This is a genomic window from Ruegeria sp. YKSF57 (genome assembly GCF_059612585.1).
In genome coordinates this window covers 38,894-57,021 of the sequence record NZ_JBXWQW010000031.1, presented here as the reverse complement: position 1 = coordinate 57,021, position 18,128 = coordinate 38,894, and the positions used below count along the sequence as shown (strand labels likewise).

The 18,128-nt window shown below is 59.5% G+C and carries 17 protein-coding genes, 1 tRNA gene and 1 pseudogene; 6 read left to right on the top strand and 13 right to left on the bottom strand.

Translation table 11 applies throughout. From position 1 onward, the window contains the following. The 3 genes and pseudogenes from AC2FLX_RS14365 to AC2FLX_RS14355 all read right to left on the bottom strand — a co-directional run. Positions 1-241 (bottom strand): annotated as a pseudogene (locus AC2FLX_RS14365) (ABC transporter permease); the annotation flags it as partial. Between the two features lie 9 nt (positions 242-250). Further along, on the bottom strand, positions 251-1,015 hold the full coding sequence (locus AC2FLX_RS14360) for a transporter substrate-binding domain-containing protein (RefSeq protein WP_480749978.1): 765 nt from the start codon (positions 1,013-1,015) through the stop codon (positions 251-253). A 43-nt stretch (positions 1,016-1,058) separates the two neighbouring features. Beyond that, positions 1,059-1,856, bottom strand: a complete 798-nt coding sequence (locus tag AC2FLX_RS14355; RefSeq protein ID WP_480749977.1) for an ABC transporter ATP-binding protein — start codon at positions 1,854-1,856, stop codon at positions 1,059-1,061. A 94-nt stretch (positions 1,857-1,950) separates the two neighbouring features. On the opposite strand from AC2FLX_RS14355, the gene AC2FLX_RS14350 reads away from it, so the two are divergent. The 4 genes from AC2FLX_RS14350 (at position 1,951) to AC2FLX_RS14335 (ending at position 4,769) form a co-directional block, all read left to right on the top strand. Further along, on the top strand, positions 1,951-2,583 hold the full coding sequence (locus tag AC2FLX_RS14350; RefSeq protein ID WP_480749976.1) for a TetR/AcrR family transcriptional regulator: 633 nt from the start codon (positions 1,951-1,953) through the stop codon (positions 2,581-2,583). Positions 2,584-2,593: 10 nt separating this feature from the next. Then, positions 2,594-3,781, top strand: a complete 1,188-nt coding sequence (locus tag AC2FLX_RS14345; protein WP_496810588.1) for a pyridoxal phosphate-dependent aminotransferase — start codon at positions 2,594-2,596, stop codon at positions 3,779-3,781. Between the two features lie 17 nt (positions 3,782-3,798). Then, on the top strand, positions 3,799-4,596 hold the full coding sequence (locus tag AC2FLX_RS14340) for a dimethylarginine dimethylaminohydrolase family protein (protein WP_496810587.1): 798 nt from the start codon (positions 3,799-3,801) through the stop codon (positions 4,594-4,596). 99 nt (positions 4,597-4,695) lie between these two features. Continuing rightward, positions 4,696-4,769: transfer RNA gene (locus tag AC2FLX_RS14335), tRNA-Gly, on the top strand. 215 nt (positions 4,770-4,984) lie between these two features. On the opposite strand, the gene AC2FLX_RS14330 is transcribed toward AC2FLX_RS14335, so the two are convergent. The 5 genes from AC2FLX_RS14330 to zwf form a co-directional block, all read right to left on the bottom strand. Further along, positions 4,985-5,797 carry an SDR family oxidoreductase gene (locus tag AC2FLX_RS14330; protein WP_496810586.1) on the bottom strand — a complete coding sequence of 271 codons (813 nt, stop codon included), beginning with the start codon at positions 5,795-5,797 and terminating at the stop codon, positions 4,985-4,987. A gap of 53 nt (positions 5,798-5,850) precedes the next feature. Continuing rightward, positions 5,851-7,470 carry a long-chain-fatty-acid--CoA ligase gene (locus tag AC2FLX_RS14325; protein ID WP_496810585.1) on the bottom strand — a complete coding sequence of 540 codons (1,620 nt, stop codon included), beginning with the start codon at positions 7,468-7,470 and terminating at the stop codon, positions 5,851-5,853. A 176-nt stretch (positions 7,471-7,646) separates the two neighbouring features. Next, the gene (gene pgi, locus AC2FLX_RS14320; RefSeq protein WP_496810584.1) at positions 7,647-9,254 is read right to left on the bottom strand and encodes a glucose-6-phosphate isomerase; all 1,608 of its coding nucleotides are present in this window, start codon (positions 9,252-9,254) and stop codon (positions 7,647-7,649) included. An 8-nt stretch (positions 9,255-9,262) separates the two neighbouring features. Continuing rightward, a complete protein-coding gene (gene pgl, locus AC2FLX_RS14315) occupies positions 9,263-9,934 on the bottom strand; it encodes a 6-phosphogluconolactonase (RefSeq protein WP_480749971.1) in 672 nt (223 codons plus the stop codon). Continuing rightward, a complete protein-coding gene (zwf, locus tag AC2FLX_RS14310; RefSeq protein ID WP_496746042.1) occupies positions 9,931-11,385 on the bottom strand; it encodes a glucose-6-phosphate dehydrogenase in 1,455 nt (484 codons plus the stop codon). Before zwf ends, pgl begins: the two co-directional genes overlap by 4 nt. Before the next feature lie 160 nt (positions 11,386-11,545). Here zwf and AC2FLX_RS14305 point away from each other — a divergent pair, with 160 nt between their 5' ends. Beyond that, positions 11,546-12,499, top strand: coding sequence for a radical SAM protein (locus tag AC2FLX_RS14305; protein WP_496810583.1), 954 nt, complete (start codon positions 11,546-11,548; stop codon positions 12,497-12,499). 3 nt (positions 12,500-12,502) lie between these two features. Here the strand turns inward: AC2FLX_RS14305 and AC2FLX_RS14300 are convergent, their stop codons facing one another. After that, positions 12,503-13,201 carry a lipid-binding SYLF domain-containing protein gene (locus tag AC2FLX_RS14300; RefSeq protein WP_480749968.1) on the bottom strand — a complete coding sequence of 233 codons (699 nt, stop codon included), beginning with the start codon at positions 13,199-13,201 and terminating at the stop codon, positions 12,503-12,505. Positions 13,202-13,441: 240 nt separating this feature from the next. Further along, positions 13,442-13,858, bottom strand: coding sequence for a hypothetical protein (locus AC2FLX_RS14295; protein ID WP_480749967.1), 417 nt, complete (start codon positions 13,856-13,858; stop codon positions 13,442-13,444). A 228-nt stretch (positions 13,859-14,086) separates the two neighbouring features. Here AC2FLX_RS14295 and AC2FLX_RS14290 point away from each other — a divergent pair, with 228 nt between their 5' ends. Next, complete coding sequence (locus AC2FLX_RS14290; protein WP_496810582.1) at positions 14,087-14,842, top strand: SDR family NAD(P)-dependent oxidoreductase; 756 nt, start codon at positions 14,087-14,089, stop codon at positions 14,840-14,842. 103 nt (positions 14,843-14,945) lie between these two features. On the opposite strand, the gene AC2FLX_RS14285 is transcribed toward AC2FLX_RS14290, so the two are convergent. The 3 genes from AC2FLX_RS14285 to AC2FLX_RS14275 form a co-directional block, all read right to left on the bottom strand. Beyond that, the gene (locus tag AC2FLX_RS14285) at positions 14,946-16,754 is read right to left on the bottom strand and encodes an ABC-F family ATP-binding cassette domain-containing protein (RefSeq protein ID WP_496810581.1); all 1,809 of its coding nucleotides are present in this window, start codon (positions 16,752-16,754) and stop codon (positions 14,946-14,948) included. A gap of 9 nt (positions 16,755-16,763) precedes the next feature. Next, positions 16,764-17,555: a GNAT family N-acetyltransferase gene (locus AC2FLX_RS14280; protein ID WP_496810580.1), complete on the bottom strand. Its 792-nt coding sequence runs from the start codon at positions 17,553-17,555 to the stop codon at positions 16,764-16,766. A 97-nt stretch (positions 17,556-17,652) separates the two neighbouring features. Then, positions 17,653-18,120 (bottom strand): outer membrane protein assembly factor BamE, encoded by a 468-nt coding sequence (locus AC2FLX_RS14275; protein ID WP_480749963.1) that lies wholly within the window; start codon positions 18,118-18,120, stop codon positions 17,653-17,655. Positions 18,121-18,128 lie beyond the last annotated feature (8 nt).

Below are 18,128 nucleotides of genomic sequence, written 5' to 3'. Positions count from 1 at the left end.
GTTCCGGAACCGCCCGGATCACCGTCGTATAGATGGCGAGCAGATCCCGCAGGACCGGCCCGCCATATAGTTTTCCATAAGCCCCGAACAGTCCGATCACCAGACCCAGGCCATAGGCCCCGAAAGCGATCTGCAGCGAATTGGCGAGACCGCGCAACAGGTTCGCACCCCAGCCCGGCGGAGACAGCGACAACAGTTGCGCGCTCTCCGCCAGACCAAGCGATGCCAGGATCGTTTCCAAGACCGACCCTTAGTTGCTGTAGATACTGGTCGTGAAATAGTTCCCGGTGATCTTGTCATGAGTGCCGTCGGCCAGGATTGCCGCAATCCCCTTGTTCAAGGATTGGCGCAACGCGTCGTCGCCTTTGCGCACACCCGCACCAACACCCTTGCCGAGAATGCTCTCGTCATTGGCAACCGCACCCTTGATCTCACAGCACCCGCCCGCATCGGTTCCCACGAAATCCGCCATTGCGATGCTGTCAGCCTGGGTGGCATCGATACGACCTGCAACCAGATCCTGATTGGCCTCGTCCTGTGTCTGATAGACGCGCAGCTCGGAGTCCTTGAAATACTCCTGGGCATAGGCCTGGTGGATGGTCGACGCCTGAATCCCGACGATTTTCCCAGCCAAAGACTCCGGCGTCGGCTGAATGTCCAACGCCTTGTCCGCAACGATGACCGCCGGCGTGTTGTAATAGGGGTCGGAGAAATCGATGGTTTTCATCCGCTCTTCGGTGATCGACATCGAAGCCATGATGGCGTCGATCTGCTGGCCGGTCAGCGACGGGATGATGCCATCCCAGGCAACGGGCGTGATGACGCAATCAAGTTCAGCTGCCGTGCAGACGGCGTTGATCACGTCGATCTCCCACCCGACCCAGTTGCCAGAGGAATCCAGCGAGGCGAAGGGCGGATAAGGTTCCGCCGCAACGCCGATCTTGACCTGTTCGGCAGAAGCGGCCCCTGTTGCGACAGCAAGTGCTGCGGCGGCAAGCATAAGTCTGGTTTTCATTGTGGTCTCCCTGTTGTCAGGCCTGCGGCCCATTTTTTTTCAGTCAATGCACTGATTTCAGAAACTGTTTCAGACGGTCCGATTTTGGGTTGCCGAACACCTCGGCAGGCGGTCCCTGCTCCTCGATGCGGCCCTGATAAAGATAGACCACATGATCGGCGACCTCGCGCGCGAACTTCATCTCGTGCGTCACCAAAAGCATCGTGCGGCCCTCGGCGGCCAGATCCCTGATCACCGTCAGCACTTCTCCGACCAGTTCGGGATCTAGCGCAGAGGTCGGCTCGTCGAACAACATCACGCTGGGATCGACGGCCAGCGCGCGGGCAATCGCGGCGCGTTGCTGCTGTCCGCCCGACAGGAACGAGGGGAAAACATCCGCCTTGTCGCCCAGGCCAACCCGCTCCAACAGCTCGTGCGCGCGTCGTGTTGCCTCGGCCCGCGGCACTTTCAAGACATGGACCGGCACTTCGATCACGTTTTCCAACAGTGTCCGGTGCGTCCAAAGATTGAATTGCTGAAACACCATCGCAAGCCGCGTCCGGATACGCTCGATCTGACGCCTGTTCGCCGGGCTGCCATCGGCGCGCATCTCGACGGTTTCGCCCCCGATGACGATTGTTCCCGATGACGGCGTTTCCAGAAAGTTGATGCATCTCAGCATGGTCGACTTCCCCGACCCGCTGCCGCCGATAATGGCCACCACGTCGCCCTTGTTGGCGGTCAGGGAAACGCCTTTCAGAACCTCGAGACTGCCGAAAGATTTGTGCAAATCATCGACGCGAATGGCCTCTTCCGAGGTCTCGGCAATCGCTGCCCTGTCAACGGCCAAGGTTTCTGGCATGGTCCGGCTTCCCCGCTTTTCCGCTTGTAGTAAGCCGCAACACCAGTAATTATGCAAGCGTATAATTACGTCGGTCATCAAGACGGAACAGCGCATGCCCGAAGAACGCCGAAAGTTTACGCGTGAAACGCCCGAGCAACGCAAGATTGCGTTGATCGAGGCCGCGCTCGAACTTGTGGCGGAAAACGGCGTCAGGGGTGCGACGGTGCGCGAAATCGCGGAACGGGGCGATGTCACGCAAGGCCTGATCCGGCATTACTTTTCATCAAAGGATGACCTGATCGTTGCCGCCTACGGGCACCATATGGACCGGATGACGGATCTCACCTTCGCCCCGGCCGCCGAATTCAGCGGGTCCGCAACAGACCGTCTGGCGATATTCGTTCGCGCCTCGCTCAGCCCGCCTGTGGTCGACCCGCGTTCGATCGCCTTGTGGGCCAGCTTTCTCAACAAGGTGAAAAACGACGCGCAGATGAAGGCCACTCACGAACGCACCTATGACAAGTTCCGAAACCGCCTCGAAGATCTGATTTGTGCCGCGCTCAGGGAAAACGGTCGGAACGAAACGCCAAGGCGGCTGCACCACCTCGCGACGGCCTGCAACGCGGTCATCGATGGGTTGTGGATGGAGGGCGGCGCACTGCCCGACATTTTCGACACCGAGGAACTGGTCGGTATCGGCCTTGAATCGGTCGGCGCCATTATCGGGTTGAAGCTTGAACAATGAAAGTACGACAATGAAAACCGCAGCAATTACAACGCGTCTGGCAGGGCTCGGTGGCGCCAAATGGGACGTCCATCAAAAAGCCCGCGAGATGCGTGATCAGGGGCTGGATGTCATCGAAATGACCATCGGTGAACCGGATGTTCCGACGCCCACCGCATTGATCGATGCCGCAGACCGCGCCATGCGCCGCGGAAGAACCGGCTATTCCGATGGCCGCGGCGAGGCCGGACTGCGCCGGGCCTTGGCCGAAAGGTACAGCCAAACGCATACCTGGCCGTTCAGCCCCGAGAACATCCTGTGCTTTCCGGGAACCCAGACCGCGCTTTTTGCCGTGCTGATGGGCGTCGCCGAACACGGGGACGAAGTTCTGGTCGGCGACCCGATGTATGCCACGTATGAGGCCGTGATCCGCGCCACGGGCGCGGACATGGTTGCCGTTCCGCTGCAAGCCGAAACCGGCTTTCGGATGCAGGCCAAAGACATCGCTGCGCGTATCACGCCGCGCACCCGCGCCATTCTGCTGACCACGCCCCACAATCCGACAGGCGCAATTCTGACCGCCTCCGACATTAGCGCCATAGGTGATCTGGCAAAAAAGCACGACCTGTGGCTGATTTCCGACGAAGTCTACCAGGACCTCGTCTTTCCGGGGCAGGCTTTTGTTTCGCCGCTGTCCTCGCCGGACCTGGCCGACCGGGTCATTGCCGTGTCATCGATATCCAAATCCCACGCCGCACCCGGGTTTCGCAGCGGCTGGTGCGTGGCGCCGGCGGCGTTCTGCGACGCGCTGCTGCCGGTCTCGGAAACCATTCTGTTCGGAAACCAGCCGTTCATTGCCGATATGACCGAACTGGCCGTCCGCGAAGGCTCAGCTGTCGCCTCCGGCATGCGCGAGCGGTTCGCAGCGCGCGCCGCCCTGCTGGCAGATCGTCTGAACCATGATACCAGCCTGATCGTTCATGAACCGCAGGCCGGAATGTTCGCGATGGTCAACGTGGCCGCGACCGGCCTGGACGGGAAAACCTTTGCCCTTGACCTGCTGGACAAGGCAGGCGTTGCCGTGATGCCCGGCTCCTCTTTCGGCGCATCGCTCGACGGCTGGATCAGGGTTGCCCTGACCATCGATGACGACACATTCACCACGGCAATCGACCGCATGATCGCCTACGCCAAAAAACTGGGGCGCGACGCCGCATGACCCACGGAACACAGATGATGAACAACCCTTCCTTCGAATTCACCCATGCAATCACCCGCCGCCCGTCCGCAAGCGTCGTCAACGGTCTCAGGGCCGAAGACACCGGCACACCGGACCTCGCATCGATGCTGGCGGCACACGCCACCTATGTGACCGCCCTGAAAAGCACCGGCGCGACGGTGATCGAGCTGGAGCCACTGGATGCATTCCCCGACTCGGTGTTTGTCGAGGACACGGCCCTGTGCCTTCCGCAAGGCGCGGTCCTGATGCGTCCCGGCGCCCCCTCCCGTCTGGGGGAAGTTGCCGAAATGGCCCCTGCCCTGACCGAATGCTTTGACGACATCCACGAGATCAAAGGGCCCGGATTCATAGAAGGCGGCGACATTCTCGTAACCGGCCGCGAGATTCTGGTTGGCCGGTCCGCCCGCACCGACGAAGCCGGGGTTCGGGAACTGCGTGACATCGTGTCCGGCTGGGGGCACAGCCTGCGCGAAGTGTTTACGCCAAAAGGTGTCTTGCATTTCAAGACCGATTGCTCGCTGATGGATGCGGAAACCGTGCTTTCGACACGGCGGCTGGACGCATCGGGCTGTTTCGACGGGTACCGGGTTCTTCATACCGCCGACGGCGAAGAAGCCGCGGCCAATGCGATCCGTTTCAACAATCTGGTCCTCTTCCCCGCAGGCTTTCCCCGCACCGCCGAGATGCTGGACCGCCAAGGCTTTGAGGTGGTCGAGATCGACAACCGCGACTGCGCCCGGCTTGACGGCGGCATGTCCTGCCTGTCGCTGAGATTTTCGGCCAGATCCGGGTAACCACACCGGGCGCACCACCCGGCACAAAAGGAACCGCCGCACCCTGCGTTCCACCGCTTGACGGACCACCGCCGATTGAATATCTCGAAATCACAGAGCGCGGGTATGGTGAAAAGGTATCACGCGAGCTTCCCAAGCTTAAGTTACGGGTTCGATTCCCGTTACCCGCTCCAAGGCTCCCTGATATTTCTCTCTATTTTCAACGCACTATCGCCCACTCTCAATCCGGAGCCGCTGAGGCAATTAAGCTGACATGGAAAAACCGGCAACGTCTGGGTGTATTGCAGAGCCTGAGCCCCAGACATTTCCCAAAACCTGAAAACCGAAACGGCATCCATCTTGAACCTGTCAGCATGGCCTCACGTTCCGGGGCCTGTTCACTCTCATTCTACAGCTCGGACAATTGACGACTTTCCACCATGACCTGGGCTTGCTTGAACGCCGTTTGCGGGACGTGATCATGTGAAAAATGCCAGAAATGTTTCCGTCTCATTCCATCGAGAACACATTCGGCCACTGCGTCCGGGTCCATACCAGCCTCAATTGCTTCACCCACCACTTCCCTGAATGCTCTGGTTTTCTCTGAAACCGGAGCAGGCCTGTGCGCGTAGTCCGGGCGTTCTCCGGCCAAAATATGAGAGCGTGTCGCACCGGGACACAGAACCGACGAAGTGACCTTCGAACCAGACGCCCGCAAATCTCTTTCCAAAGACTGCATCAGGCCGACAACGGCAAATTTTGATGTGTTGTATGCCGCCAGAAACGGCACGCCATACAATCCCGACTCGGATGCAGTTGCAAGAATGTGGCCTTCGTTCTGGGCCTCGAACACTGGCAGGAAAACCTGTATCCCGTGAATAACACCCCACAAATTGACGGACAGAACCCACTCCCATTCCGCAATCGTCGTTTCTTGCACAGACGCGAACGGTCCCACACCAGCGTTGTTGCAAAGCAAATGAACAGCACCAAACGCGCGTATCGTCTCGTCTGCTGCACGCTGAACATCTTCCAGCTTTGAAACATCCGCGACGACGCAAATGGATTTGCCTGCAAGACCGGATGCGGTCTCTTCAAGGGCCGCACCGTTATGTCCGACCAGAACAAGGTTCATGCCGGCTTTTGACAAAGCCTGCACAAGACTGCGACCGATGCCGCGTCCGGCCCCTGTTACAACTGCTGTTTTTCCCACGGTTTCCATATTCACCGCTCCATCTGGTCACGGCCTGACAGCCACCGCGTGACACAGGCTGTCTACCGCAACAAAACATCTCCGAATTCATCGCGGAGCTTGCGCTTCAGAACCTTGCCGGTGGCATTCAGCGGCAAGGCATCGACAAACACCGCCTTGTCCGGGATCTGCCAACTGGCGATCTTGCCTTCGAAATAGGCCAAAAGCTCTTGCTCGGTCGGGTCTTCGCCTTCGGCTTTCACCGCGACCAACAGCGGGCGTTCGTCCCATTTCGGGTGTTTCACGCCAACAACCGCCGCAGTGGCAAGCTTGGGATGGGCCACGGCGATATTTTCCAGCTCCACCGAACTGATCCATTCCCCGCCGGATTTGATGATGTCCTTCGACCGGTCGCGAATGGTCATGTACCCGTCTGCGTCGATTGTCGCCACATCTCCGGTGGCAAACCAGCCATCCTGCAGAATTTCCTGATCTTCCATGTGGAAATAGCTGTCCAGCACCCAGTGCCCGCGCACCATAAGGTCGCCCTGTGTCACACCGTCATGCGCAAGGTCATTGCCGTCATCATCGACGATCTTCAGATCGACCCCGAATGGCGGGCGCCCCTGGCTTTCGCGCAGCCGGTATTGTTCGTCGACCGGCAGATCCCGGTGCTTGGCCAGCGGTATGTTGGCGCTTCCCAGCGGGCTCATTTCGGTCATGCCCCAGGCGTGAACCGTATCCACCCCGTATTGGTCCCGGAATGTCGCAATCATCGACGGCGGGCAAGCCGACCCGCCAATGATGGTTCTTTTCAGGCTGCCCAGCCTGCTGCCCGATTTCGCGGCAGCGGCCAGCAATCCCTGCCAGATCGTCGGCACGCCCAGCGAGGTTGTCACCTCATATGTATCGATCAATTCGACAAGCGCCTCACCGGTCAGGTTCGGCCCCGGCAGAACCATGCGCGAACCGGACATCGCGCAGGCATAAGGCGACCCCCAGGCATTTACATGGAACATCGGCACCACGGGCAGCACCGTGTCCATCGCCGAGTATCCGATCACATCCCGAGTGTTCGACGCAAAGCTGTGCAGCACGGTTGACCGGTGGGAATACAAGACACCTTTCGGATGCCCGGTGGTTCCCGATGTATAACAAAGGCTTGACGCGGTGTTTTCATCGAAACTGGGCCATTCGAAACCGGCATCCCCGGTTTCGATGAACTCGTCATAAAACAAAAGCCCCGGTATCTGATCGGCGGCGTTCTGGTCGCGCGGCCCCATCAGTATGAAATGGCGCACTTCGGTCAGCTTGTCGTGCAGCGCCGCGATGAGCGGTACAAAGGTCGCATCAAAGAATACCACGCGGTCTTCGGCATGGTTGATGATGTACACCAGCTGCTCGGGGAACAGGCGGGGATTGATCGTGTGACAGACAAACCCAGCGCTGGACGCCGCGAAATAGGCCTCCAGATGGCGGCGATTGTTCCAGGCGATCGTTGCCACCCTGTCCTGCGGTTCCAGCCCAAGACGCGTCAGGGCCGACCCCAGACGATGGGCGTTGACAGCAACCTCACCCCAACTTGACTGCGTGACACCGCCCGTGGTCTCGACAGACCAGATCTCGGTCGTCCCGTGATATCGTTCCGCGTGGTCGATCAAGGACGAGATCAGCAACGGCTGCGTCATCATCTGTCCAAGCATGCAAAATCCTCCCCTTCGGCATGGCGGTATTCACTCCGCCCCTGCCTGACATCCCTGTCCCGTGGTCCCGGCAAGACACACCGGGGCACACGCCCTCCTGCGTGGAACAGTGCCAATCAATCGATGCCAAGACAACCGCTTAGATTGGATCAGCCAGCCCGGTCGCCCCCGCCGCCTCAGTCCCGGTGCCGAAGTGCATAGGCAACCAGCGCCGCGGTCGAGCCATCCTTGCCATCGGCGGCAGCCTCACCATCGACGATCGGCCCCAGCGATGTGGCCAACTCCTTGCCCAACTCGACACCCCATTGATCAAAGGAGTTGATCCCGAGAATGATACCCTCGACAAAGACGCGGTGTTCATAAAGAGCGATGATCTGGCCCAGGACATAGGGTGTCAGCTTTGGATACATCAAAGTTGTCGAGGGGCGGTTGCCAGAAAAAACGCGATGCCGCGCCTGACGTTCCAGTTCCGCCCCGGACAACCCCGCTTCCGCCATCCTCGACCGCGCCTCCTCCAGCGAACGACCGCGCATCAATGCTTCGGATTGCGCCAGGCAGTTGGCCAGCAACAGCCTGTGATGATGTCTCAGTTCCGGTTCATGCCCCTCGGCCGCGACCATGAATTCGCAGGGGATCACGTCCGTGCCCTGATGGATCAACTGGTAAAACGCGTGCTGGCCGTTCGTACCCGGCTCTCCCCAGACAATCGGCCCCGACGGGAACGGCAAGGCGGTACCGTCCATGGCGACGGACTTTCCGTTCGATTCCATCTCCAACTGCTGCAGATAGGCCGGCAGACGCAGAAGTCTCTGATCGTAAGGCAGAACCGCACGGCTGGGGTGACCCAGAACCTGACGATGCCAAACGCCGGCCAGGGCCAGCATCACCGGCATGTTCTCGTGCCAGTCCGCCGATCGGAAATGCAGGTCCATCGCCTGGGCCCCGCGCAAAAAGGTGTCGAACGCCTGGGATCCGACGGCAATCAACACCGGAAGACCGATAGGCCCCCAGACCGAGTATCGCCCGCCAACCCAATCCGCGAAACCGAATACCTGCCCGGACGGAATGCCAAAGGCTCCGGTCCGATCCGCAGCGGAGGACACAGCCGCAAACTGCAGGGCCGGATCGCCGCCGCCTTCCGTCATCCAGGCCAGTGCCGTACGGGCATTCGTCATGGTCTCGATGGTCGTAAAGGTCTTCGACGCCACGATCACCAATGTGCGCGCGGGATCCAACGGGCGCAGCGTATCCGCGATATGCGCGCCATCCACATTCGACACGAAATGCATCCTCGGCCCGTCATGATACACAGACAGCGCCGCCGTCGCCATGGCCGGCCCAAGATCCGACCCGCCGATGCCGATGTTCACGACGTCGGTGAAACTGCCCCCCGCCCCTCGCAACGCGCCGCCACGTATCTTTTCGGCAAACACCCGCATGCGCTGCAGGGTTTCCAGAACATCCGGCATCACGTCCTGCCCATCCACCACGACCGGGCCGCCGTCGAGGTTGCGCAACGCCGTGTGCAAGACCGCGCGGCCTTCGGTTTCGTTGATGGCTGCCCCCGAAAACATCGCCTCGCGGCGTTCGGCCAGTCTTACCGTATCACACAGCGCCAAAAGACGCTTGCGGACATCCTCGTTGATCTGTGTCTTGGAATAGTCGAACAACAGATCGCCGGCAGCGACGGAAAACCGTTCGGCACGGTTCGGATCGGCCTCGAACAGATCCAGGATTTTCCGGTCCCGCGAATGGGCGGCGACACCTTTCAATTCATCGAACATCACCGCTCTCACGCTGCCCAGTGAATGGTCGCACCGCGAAGCACCGCGGTAATCGGGGCGTCTTCGGGAGGAAGCGACATCGCCCGTTCCAGGGCCTCGCGTTTTTCCGCCCCATAGATGACCAGATGTTTGGACAACGCCCCGTCCAGGACCGGCCCGGTCAGCGTGATCCTGGTTTCGGGCTGGGTCTGCGGGCGCGCCACGGCCAGCACCGGCGCGTGGTCGCCCATCGCGTCCATCAGCCCCGGCATTCCCGGAAACAGAGAAGCGGTGTGCATGTCCTCGCCCATTCCCAACACCAGAACCGACAGCGGCAATTCCGGCGCAAGCATGGCCTCAATGTCGGTCAGTACATCCTCTGGCTCGGAACCCGGCACGTATAACGGCAAAAAGCGCGCCGACGACGCGCGGTTCACCAGCAGACGTTCCTTGATCAGCCGTGCGTTCGAGCGTTCGTGATCTTCGGGCACACAGCGCTCGTCGGTTGGCAGAACATGCACCCTGTCCCACTCGATATCCGCCGCGCACAGACTGTCGAATATCGGCCCCGGCGTGGTACCTCCGGGTACGGCAAATGACGCCGTTTCTTCGTGAAACAATACAGCCTCAAGCTCACCGGCCAGCATGTTCGCCACATCCATCGCCAGCAAATCCCGATCCGCATATTCCTGAATTTTCATGGCTTGATCCCCTGCCAGCGACGACCGTCGCGTTTCATCAACAGTTCGGCGTCACCCGGCCCGATACTGCCACAATCATAGGGTTTGGGCACATCATTTCGCGCCTCCCATCCCGCGATGATCGGATCGGTCCAGGCCCAGGCGGCCTCGACCTCGTCACCGCGCATGAACAACGTCTGGTTGCCACGAACCACATCCATGATCAACCTTTCATAAGCATCGGGCGGATCCTGGTTTTCAGGCCCCAGCGCTTCGGCGAAACTCATGTCCAGCGGAACGTCCACCAGACGCATACCACCCTGCCCCGGCTCCTTGATCGTTACCTTCAGCGTAATGCCTTCGTTGGGCTGCAACCGGATCGACAGAACATTCGCGTGGCGTCCGGCCTCTTCGCCAAAGATTGAATGTGGCGCATCCTTGAACATCACGTTGATGACCGAAGACCGGGCCACCAACCGTTTGCCCGTGCGCAGATAAAATGGCGTTCCCGCCCATCGCCAGTTGCTGATATGCGTGCGCAGCGCGACATAACTTTCCGTGCTGGAACGCGGATTTCCCACCACATCCCGATATCCGGTCAGCCCTTGTGCGGTCGCAAACTGCCCTCGCACTATGTGATGCGGCAAGACCGGATCAAGCGCGCGGATCACCTTGAGCTTTTCGTCCCGAACCGCGTCAGGATCGAACTTGGCGGGCGGCTCCATCGCGATCAGGCACAAAAGCTGCATCAGGTGGTTCTGCATCATGTCCCGCATCGCGCCGGCGCGGTCGTAATACTCTTCGCGCCCGTCCACACCGACCGTTTCAGCAACGGTGATCTGAATGTGATCCACGTATTGGCTGTTCCACAGCGGCTCGAACAGCATGTTGCCGAACCGCACCGCCATCAGGTTCTGAACCGTTTCCTTCCCCAGATAATGGTCGATCCGGTAAATCTGCCGTTCCTGGAAATGACCCGCCAATGTCCTGTTCAAATCCCGGGCACTGGCAAGGTCATGGCCGAACGGCTTCTCGACCACGATCCGCGTTTGGTCGGTGACCATGCCATGCGCTTCGATCCGCTCGGCCAGCGCGCCGAACAGGCGCGGCCCGACCGAGAAATAAAAGGCCCGAACCCTGTCCGGCGACAGGCGCTGGGCAAGCTCCCTCCATCCTTCCGATCCCTGCGCCTCGATTCGCACATATCCGACACGTGCCAGGAATGCCTGCAGGGCCTGCCCGTCTTTCGCCCGCTCCCCGGCGTGGTCTTTCAGGAATCCGCCGACGAGTTCGCGATAGCCTTCATCGTCAAGATCGCTGCGCGCAGCCCCCAAAAGCAGCACATCATGCGGCCATTGCCCCGCACAAAAGCGCCGAAACAGCGCCGGAAGGATCTTGCGCCGGGCAAGATCGCCCGTACCGCCAAAAATTACGAGGTCGAACGGATCAACCGGAATAACGCGTGAAACCATAACTTGTCCTTAACGTCGATCTGGTTGCCTGTCCAATGTTAGCGCAATCATAATCCTGCTCTCTTCAAATCAAAACTCTGTCAGCACCTGATGGCCTACTTTAACTTTCTTCCCGCGTCAGGCTAGAACGAACCGACAAGTTCAACAGCCGGATGTGGGTATGAAAGACAACGTGTTGCACAAAGCAAACCTGGGCAAGTTCCAGGACAGATACGTGACAGCCGACGGACAAACCCGCGCGTCCGTCCGCCTGAGCGACCCCCGGACCCTGTGGTTCAATACCGGAACCCTGTGCAACATCGAATGCGCCAATTGTTACATCGACAGCAGCCCCACCAACGACGCGCTGGTCTATATCACCGCCGCAGAAGTGCGCGAGTACCTCGACCAGATTGCAGCCCGCAACTGGCCGATCCGCGAAATCGGCTTCACCGGCGGCGAACCATTCATGAATCCGCAAATCATCGACATGGCCCGCGCTTCGCTGGAGCGGGGATTCGAGGTCTTGATTCTGACAAACGCCATGCAGCCGATGATGCGCCCGAAAATGCGCGACGGGCTGATCGGCCTCAAACAGGATTTCGGAGACCGCCTGACATTGCGCATCTCGCTTGATCACCCCCGACCGGAACTGCACGACACCGAACGCGGCGCAGGCAGTTTTGACAGAACACTCGAAGGCATGAAATGGCTGCGTGACAACGGGATTCGGATGACCATCGCGGGCCGCACCGTCTGGGGCGAGACAGACGCCGAAAGCCGCCAGGGCTATGCTTCTTTCTTCAAGGAACACGGTATCGACATCGACGCCAACGACCCCGGCCAGACCGTGCTGTTTCCCGAAATGGATGAAACCGTCGAAGTGCCCGAAATCACAACAGCCTGCTGGGGCATTCTGAACAAGGCGCCAACCGACGTGATGTGCGCAACCTCACGCATGGTGGTCAAACGCAAAGGGGCGTCGAAACCGGCTGTTCTGGCCTGCACCCTTCTGCCTTATTCGCCGGAATTCGAATTGGGCTCCACGCTGGAAGACGCCGAGGCGGACGTACATCTGAACCATCCCCATTGCGCCAAGTTCTGCGTTCTGGGCGGGGCCAGCTGCTCGGCCTGACCGCTAGTTCAGTTCCGGCGATTTCCAGTATTTCGTGCCGGACGCGCTCGCCGCGACGCGCCACCCCTTCTTGCTGAGCACGAAAAACGTCCGGCCATCGACGAATCTGGCCGCTTCCTGAGTGGTGTCGTCGCCGAACATCGCCCCGGTTTCCGCTGTCGCGTCGTATCCCTCGGTCACGAACTTGTCGAAATCCGCCTGCGTTTCGAACAGGATGACGAACTGGGTCTTGAAACCACCGATCCCCAACGAAGCACCAACACCGCCGGTTCCCATGTTCATATACGTCCGCCGGGCATCAAGCCTGGACACCGCAACGCCGCGCCCGTAACCGGCAGATACCGGGAACACGGTCACTTTGCGCGTGTCGAACGCCGCATATCCCTCGCTGATCTCGAACAACTGGGCCGCATCTGCATTCTCGGTCAGGAGCCTTGCCAGAATGTCGTCCGCCATCGCGTCGAGCTTCGCGCGCGTCTCCTCCGGCGTGGCTTCGTTCGTGACCAGTTCGGCGGTCGAGTCGACCGTGTCACCGACGGCCTCCGCTCCCTTTTCCAGCGCTTTTCCGGCCTTTTTGGCCCCGCGCCCCACGGCATCCGCTGTATTCTCTGCCCCCTTCTTGACCTTGTCCAGAAACCCATCGGCCATCACAGGACTGCTCAAAGCAGTCAAAACACCCAAAGTGATAACAAGTCTGAGCATGAATTCCCCCGTGATTCGACCAACAGTTCCCCGACAATACCCAACCCGGTTTCAAATTGGCGTTCTTTCGATGCCCGGAAAGAAATCGCAAAGCTGGATCAGGCAGTCGCTGACCCGCTGTCACTAATCAAACCGCGGGTTATTCATGGAGCGAGCTTTCCTTCAACCGCCGGCCCGGCGCGTGGCCTGCGCCCACGAATTGCTGCGGCCAACCCTGTCTAGGCCGGGGTCGGTGCAAAATCACCGCATTGGCAGGCGCTGCTTGGCATTCGGCATGCCCAGCACTTTCTTGTGCGCCTTGATCCAGTCGCTCAACTGCTTTTCAAATCCTGCAACGCTCTTTTCCATGTAACGCTCGATCAACGAGTTCGATTTTGCCACCTTGCAGTTCTTCAGGTCCTTGGACCGCAGCTGCGCCGCCACGCGCGCGCTCTTTTCTGCCGTCTTCATGACCAGTTGCAGCTGATTCCGCATTTTCGCTTCGGCCTGCAAATAGGCCTGTTCAGCCTTGCGCATGTCCTCGACCAGTTTGATCAGCCTGTCGTTTTCCTTTTTGAACTTGTCATGCTGCCTCAACAAACCATCCCCAACCTGAACCCAGGCAGTCCGGCATTTCTCGTCAATCCTGATCTGCGGCGTATGCCATAATGCATCCATCGAGTATCCCCCCTCGAACTGGTTTCCGATCCCAAACGGCGGGCATTATGCACCGGTTGCGAAAATTGGCCAAATACACCCCTTCGCCGCGATCTGCTGAATGAACACTCAACCGCCTTGCCCCCTGCGACCCGGATACTCCAACACGCCTGGCCGCATGAGAGGTGGACAGATACACAGGATTGCATTATTTGAACACCTGTTCATATCCGGGGAGAGGAACCAGAAATGCAGCTCAGCACCACCGCCGTCATCGTCACCGGAGGGGCCTCGGGCCTTGGCGAGGCCACCGCCCGCTATTTCGCCACAAACGGCGCGCAGGTCACCATCTTTGACCGCGATGTCGAGCGCGGTCAAAATGTCGCCGCCGAGATCGGCGGGCATTTCGCCGAAACCGATGTAGCCAGTGAAACGTCGGTCGCCGCCGCCATCGCCCATGCCGTCGACAAGATGGGGCGGATCACCGCCGCCGTGAACTGCGCCGGGATCGGCACCGTCGGCAAGACGCTGGGCAAGGACGGCCCGCTGCCGCTCAAGACCTTCGACATGACGATCGATATCAACCTGATCGGCAGCTTCAACGTCGCCCGCCTCGCCGCCGCCGAAATGGCAAAGAATGAACCGGATGAAAACGGCGAGCGCGGTGTGATCATCAATACCGCCTCCATCGCCGCCTTTGACGGACAGAAAGGCCAGGTCTCCTACTCCGCCTCCAAGGGCGGCATCGTCGGCATGACCCTGCCGATGGCCCGCGACCTTGCCCGTGACAGCATCCGCGTCATGGCCATCGCGCCCGGCATCTTTCTGACCCCGATGCTGCTGGGCCTGCCGCAAGAGGCGCAGGATCAGCTTGCCGCCGAGGTCACCTGCCCGCCGCGTCTGGGCCGCCCCGAAGAGTTTGGCCGCATGGCCGGCTTCATCGTCGAGATGGGCTATCTCAATGGCGAGGTCATTCGCCTCGACGGCGCGTTGCGGATGCGCTGAACGGTTCTGACGAAACGGCCCGGAGCTATGCTCCGGGCCGGTTTTCATATGTACATTTTGGACAACCGGGGTCTGAAACCCGGTACAATTCGCACAATCCGGCTCAACCGGCCTCGGCCTTCTCTTCCAGCATCAGCCATTCCTCCTCGGCTGCGGCCAGCTTTGCCTGCCGCTCGACCAGCGCCTCGGTGGCCTTCTGAAACTTGACCGGCTCACGGGTGTACAATTCCGGATCCGACATGAACTCCTGCAACTTTCCGATCTCGGCTTCCAGCCGTTCGATCTCCTTTGGCAGCTTTTCAAGCCGGTGTTTTTCCGAGAATGTCAGGCCCTCTTTCGGCTTGACTTCCACCTTTATCTTTGGCGTTGATGACTTTGTTTTTTCTTCCTTTTTTACAGTTTCATCACTGCGCTGCGCGATATAATCCGACCAACCTCCGGCATAGACGACGGCACGCCCGTTGCCCTCCATCGCGATCGTGGTGGTGGCCACCCGATCCAGAAAATCCCGGTCGTGGCTGACCAGAAGGACGGTGCCGTCATAGTCGTCCAACAACTCCTGCAACAGATCCAGCGTTTCCACATCCAGATCGTTCGTCGGCTCGTCCAGCACCAGCAAATTCGACGGCTTCGCCATCAGTTTCGCCAGCAGCAACCGCGCTTTTTCCCCACCCGACAACGACTTGACAGCCGCCCTTGCCTGTCGTTCGTCAAACAGAAATTCTTTAAGATAACCAACGACATGCTTGGGAATGCCGCGCACCATGACCTGGTCTGCCTTGCCCGAAACACGCATCTCCGGATCGCCTGTCAAACTGTCCCAAAGGCTCATCTCGGGATCAAGTTGCGCCCGGGTCTGATCGAATACCGCCACTTCCAGATTGGTGCCTGTTGCTACCGTTCCGTCGTCCGGTTCAACTGTCCCCAGCAACATATTGAGAACAGTTGTTTTTCCAACACCATTCGGTCCGACAAACGCGACCCGGTCACCACGCTGGACCAGCAAATCAAAGTTGCGGACGATCTGCTTGCCGTCGAAGCTTTTGCTCACGCCCTTGGCGTCAATCACCTTGCGACCGGATTTCGGACCTGATTCCAAAGACATAGCCGCAGATCCCTGCCGCTTGATCTGCGCTGCACGTTCGGCTCTCAGCGCCTGCAGCGCCCGCACCCGTCCCTGATTTCGCTTGCGCCGCGCACTGATGCCTTCGACTGCCCAGCGGGCCTCGGATTTGATCAGCCGATCCAGCTTGTGGCGCGCGGTGTCCTCTTCCTCCCAAACTTGATCGCGCCAGACCTCAAAAGCCTCGAAACCCCTCTCTTGCCTGCGAACCATTCCTCTGTCTATCCAAAGGGTTGCGCGCGTCAGCTCACGCAAGAATGCGCGGTCGTGCGAGATCAGGACATAGGCCGCACGAGTGGCCTTCAACTCATTTTCCAGCCATCGGATCGCCTCGATATCCAGATGGTTCGTCGGCTCATCCAACAGCATCAGATCGGGGGCTTCGGCCATCAGCTTGGCCAGCGCGGCCCGTCGCCGCTCACCGCCCGAGGCGGTGTTTACCGCACGGGCGGGATCGAATTTCAACCCTTCCCCAGCGCGCTCCACCTTGTACAACTCGCCGGGCTCCAACCCGCTCGATGCATAATCCCCCAGCGTCGCAAAACCCGACATATCCGGATCCTGCTCCATGTAACCAACTGATTTACATGGAGGAATAACGATATCGCCTGAATCCGGCTCCACCAGTCCGGCCATCACTTTCATCAGGGTCGACTTGCCCGATCCGTTTCTCCCCACCAAAGCGACCCTGTCGCCCGGCTGGATTACCAGATCGAGATCGGAAAAAACCGGATCACCCCCAAAAGTCAGGGAAATGCCGGACATCTGCAACAAAGGAATTCTCGCCATTCCCGCCAGCTAAACCGGAGCGCTCACCGCGTCAACGGCCTGTGCTTCTTCCTGTTCCAAATACCCGGCGACTGAACGCAACAAGCGCTTGCGCGACGCAGGGATCGCGCCGATTTCAAGCCCGGTAAAGACATGCAGCGTGTTCATGTACCGATCCACAACCGCGTGATCGCCAACCCAACCGCCCATCGCCAGATATGTCCTGAGCATTGGCGGCATCCTCAACATCGCCTGCTTCACATCCGGCCGCCTCCTCAGCCGCGCGGCAAACCGGAATACATCCGGCGACTTGACGCGCGGTAGCCAGCGTTTCGGGCCGAGGTGTCTGTCCTTCAACATGGCAAACGCATCCAGGTATTGCCTGGTTTCAGTGCCAGCAAACGAAGAGCACCCAAACAGCATTTCCACATTGTACCGGTCCACGAAAACCGCCATCGCCCCCCATGCGACCCGCAGAATATCAGGGTCATTCCAATCGGGGTGTACACAGAACCGTCCCATTTCAACCATACGTCCGGTGAAATCGTACAACCCCGAAAGGTCATAATATTGTGCGGAATAACTGCGATGAATGTCACGTCCGCAGTCAAGCGTCAGCATCCTGAAGCAACACACGATACGCCCGTTCGCGCGCATGTCCTCAATCAGGACATGTGTACAGCGTTGATCGAATTCGTCCTGATCCAGCACTTTTGCTTTGAACGCAAGACTACGCAATGCCTGTGCGTCAGCGACATCCCCAGCCGAAGAGGCACATCGCGCCCTATAACGTCCTTTGTCCACCAAAACCGTTTCTGCCAAGGTTGACTTCCTCGCAGCGCCGCCCGGATCACGTAAGCACATTCGCTGCGTCACGCAAGCGGCGACAAGGGCAAATCGGCATAACAATAGGCCATTATCAGTTCAACGCGTTTGCCGGGTTGAAGCTTCCGATGCTGCCCAACAACTGACGCAGGAAGGTCTTGTCCTCCACGCTGGAACTGGTCACTCGACGCTCGAGCGGCACGACGATCCCATCTTCCAGCGTATAGCGCTCGATATTGCGTAGCACGCCACGCTGGTCAAAGGTGATGGCTACCAGCTCCCGCGACACAACCTCGGGCTGTTTCGGGCCATAATGACGGAACCGGGACACGACATAATAATACCCAGAATCCTTCAACACCCCGGATGCCCCCGGTGCGCCGACCGCTTCGATCACGCTATCGCGGGTATCAACCCCAACTTTCAGTTCAGCCAGTTCGGCCTGGCTCGGAGCATAACCGTGCTTCTTGTATATCGGCGTACAGGCCGTGGCGACAGCCAGACAGGTCCCGAATGCGATCACCCGGATTGCCGGTGTCAGCAGATCATTAAACTTTACCATCCAGAACC